The organism is Kitasatospora sp. NPDC088346 (assembly GCF_044740765.1).
Classification (GTDB): Bacteria; Actinomycetota; Actinomycetes; order Streptomycetales; family Streptomycetaceae; genus Kitasatospora.
In genome coordinates, this window is sequence record NZ_JBIURH010000154.1 from 1 (window position 1) to 2,363 (window position 2,363).

The window sequence follows — 2,363 nt, forward strand, 5'->3', positions numbered from 1 at the left end:
AAGTAGCCGAGCTCCGGGTGGTGCCGCTTGGCCTCCAGCTCGGTGACCACCACCACCGGGAGGACGACCTCGTGCTCCTCGAAGCGCGTCATGGCCAGGGGGTCTGCCAGGAGCACGCTGGTGTCGAGAACGTACGTCCGCCGGTCGCGTTTGCGAGAGCGGGTCGCCGGCTCGGGCCGGGTGCCGCGGTCTTCGATGCTCATGTGGCGTCTCCCTGGCAGGGGCTGGTGCCGGCTCTGGAGTGCATGCGGACGAGCTCCGCGCCCCGGACGGCAGGCCGGGGCGGCTCGCGGTCGGACAGGTTGCTGGTGGGCTGGGACGCAGGCTGCATCCGTGCCGAGTCCTGCAAAATCGACGGTCGAACACTGTTGTCTGCGGCAGCTGGGGCATTCGCGAAAGTGATTCGACGGCTGACGATCGCCTTGCCCCGGAAGTCAACTCTCTCTACCGGCGCCGGCCGACAATCCGCGAGGTGGACGGCACGGCCAGTGATATGGGCGTTCCTTTCAATGAACGATAGTCAGTGATGCTCGGCGCTCAAACGTGAGGTGGATCACATCCCTTCCGGTGTCGGCCGCGCTCGGCGGCCACCATCCGGAGCACAGTCGATCGAGTACGTACCGCAGCAAGTCCGCGACAGGCGACCCGACCACCCTTCCCCACCGCGCGCCAGAGGTGGATTCCGTACCGAGAACCCTTGAGGTGCACTCAGGTCCGCGCAGCAGCGACAGGCTCACCGCATGGACCATGGCCGACTCGACGCCCATGGCCACAACGTCACCCTCGCCGCGGCAGCTGCCTGACGACACCCCACCCGATCGATCACTGCCCCTCAACATCGACCGCCGAGGGGCCGTCTCGCCATGCCGACCAACCGTTGAGTTTTCCGGTCAGGCCGTCGGTCATGTGCATGGCGTGGCGCAGGACGCAACTCAGAAAGCGTGAGCTACCACGTCCGGCTCTGTTGCCGGATTCGTCCGCTCGCGCGGCTTCTGGTGGCGGCGAGAGCGATCTCCAGCTCCACATACGACTCCTCGGCTCTGCGGAAAGCGACTTCGAGAGCCACTTGGGCGTGGGGGCCGAGGAGGCCGCGCGCGGATTCCCCGATCGCGTCGAGGACGTCGGCCCAGCGGCCGGCCGTGGCTTTTGCGCCGGTGAGGAGGGCCTCGACGTCGTCCGGGCGTGCGGCCCGGGTCTCGGCCAACGCGCGGAGTTCACGGATCAGCGTTTCCATGTCGGACATCGGGTCCCTCCATCTGCCACTGATCAAGGCCATGGGCGCACGCCCGACGGTCGGAGCACCGACTCACACTCCGTCCAGCTGTGCCACGAGCCTGGGCCGGACCACCCGGACCGGGACCGGCCTGGCGGGACCCACCCCGGGGCACGGGCCCCCGCCGGGGAGTTCCACCAGGCGGCAGCCGAGCCCGCGCAGCCGGGCAGCCATGTCGGCGGCCTTGCCGTCGTCCAGGTCGAACACGAACGCGCCCGGTACGAGCAGGGTTCTGATCCAGCCCCACTCGATGGACCTCACGACACGTTCGAGCTGCGGCAGGCCGTCCGCACGGCGTCGGCCGTTGTCCATGTACCGCGCGGGCTCCGGCAGGGCGTGCCGGTGCGCGAGCTGTTCAAGCGCACGGCGGTGGCACTCCATCCCGGCGCTGTCGTAGGGGTAGCACCGCAGGTACATGGCTACCCCTGCACAGCCGGTTCTCTGTCTGGAGGACGTGAGCATGCTGCTTCACCTACTGGTCGATTTCAGGAAGCGCCGCCATACCGTCGGCGGTGCCGTTGGCCGGCTGTGACCTGGCAGGCAGGAGAGCCGCTTGCGGTGATAGGTGGAACGGGCGCGGGCCGCGCGGCGCTGCCGGGTCCTGCTTGCCGGTTGTCCCCGTGACGCTCGTCGGCAGGCACTTCCGCCGACTTGTTCGCTTTGGCATATCCCATCCCAGGCGGGCGCGTGCCGGCAGGTGTCGCGGCGGGATGTGCGGTGGGCGGTCGCACTGTGCGGCCAGTGGTGCGCCGAGCGGTCGAGCGGAGGCCGGGGCGGCGACGGGCTGCCGGCCCCGGCGGTTCAGGAACGGTGGTGGTCGGTGTTGGCGGCGTCAGTGCTGTGCCGGGGGGTCGGTGAGTTGGGACTGGATGAGGTTCATGACGGTGTTGTCGGCGAGGGTGGTGGTGTCGCCGATGTCGCGGCCTTCGGCGATGTCCCGCAGCAGGCGTCGCATGATCTTGCCGGAGCGGGTCTTGGGGAGTTCGCTGACGACTTTGATCTGCTTGGGTTTGGCGATGGGGCCGAGGGTGCGGCCGACGTGGTTGCGCAGGTCGGTGATGAGGTCGTCGTCGGCGGTGGCGGTGTGGCG

The 2,363-nt window shown here is 69.0% G+C and carries 3 protein-coding genes and 1 pseudogene; all 4 read right to left on the reverse strand.

All coding sequences use genetic code 11. The features are described from left to right. Positions 1 to 203 (reverse strand): PIN domain-containing protein (locus ACIOFR_RS42065; RefSeq protein WP_401006096.1); only part of this gene is annotated, 203 nt, incomplete at its 3' end. Between the two features lie 743 nt (positions 204 to 946). Then, the gene (locus ACIOFR_RS42070; RefSeq protein ID WP_401006098.1) at positions 947 to 1,243 is read right to left on the reverse strand and encodes a hypothetical protein; all 297 of its coding nucleotides are present in this window, start codon (positions 1,241 to 1,243) and stop codon (positions 947 to 949) included. Positions 1,244 to 1,306: 63 nt separating this feature from the next. Then, positions 1,307 to 1,690, reverse strand: a complete 384-nt coding sequence (locus ACIOFR_RS42075; RefSeq protein ID WP_401006100.1) for a hypothetical protein — start codon at positions 1,688 to 1,690, stop codon at positions 1,307 to 1,309. Between the two features lie 415 nt (positions 1,691 to 2,105). Then, positions 2,106 to 2,363: pseudogene (locus ACIOFR_RS42080) on the reverse strand (acetyl-coenzyme A synthetase); the annotation flags it as partial.

What these genes read in the sequence shown, in the direction of transcription:
- ACIOFR_RS42070 (WP_401006098.1), bottom strand. Translation starts at nt 1,243, where the DNA reads ATGTCCGACATGGAAACGCTGATCCGTGAACTCCGCGCGTTGGCCGAG.
- ACIOFR_RS42075 (WP_401006100.1), bottom strand. Translation starts at nt 1,690, where the DNA reads ATGTACCTGCGGTGCTACCCCTACGACAGCGCCGGGATGGAGTGCCAC.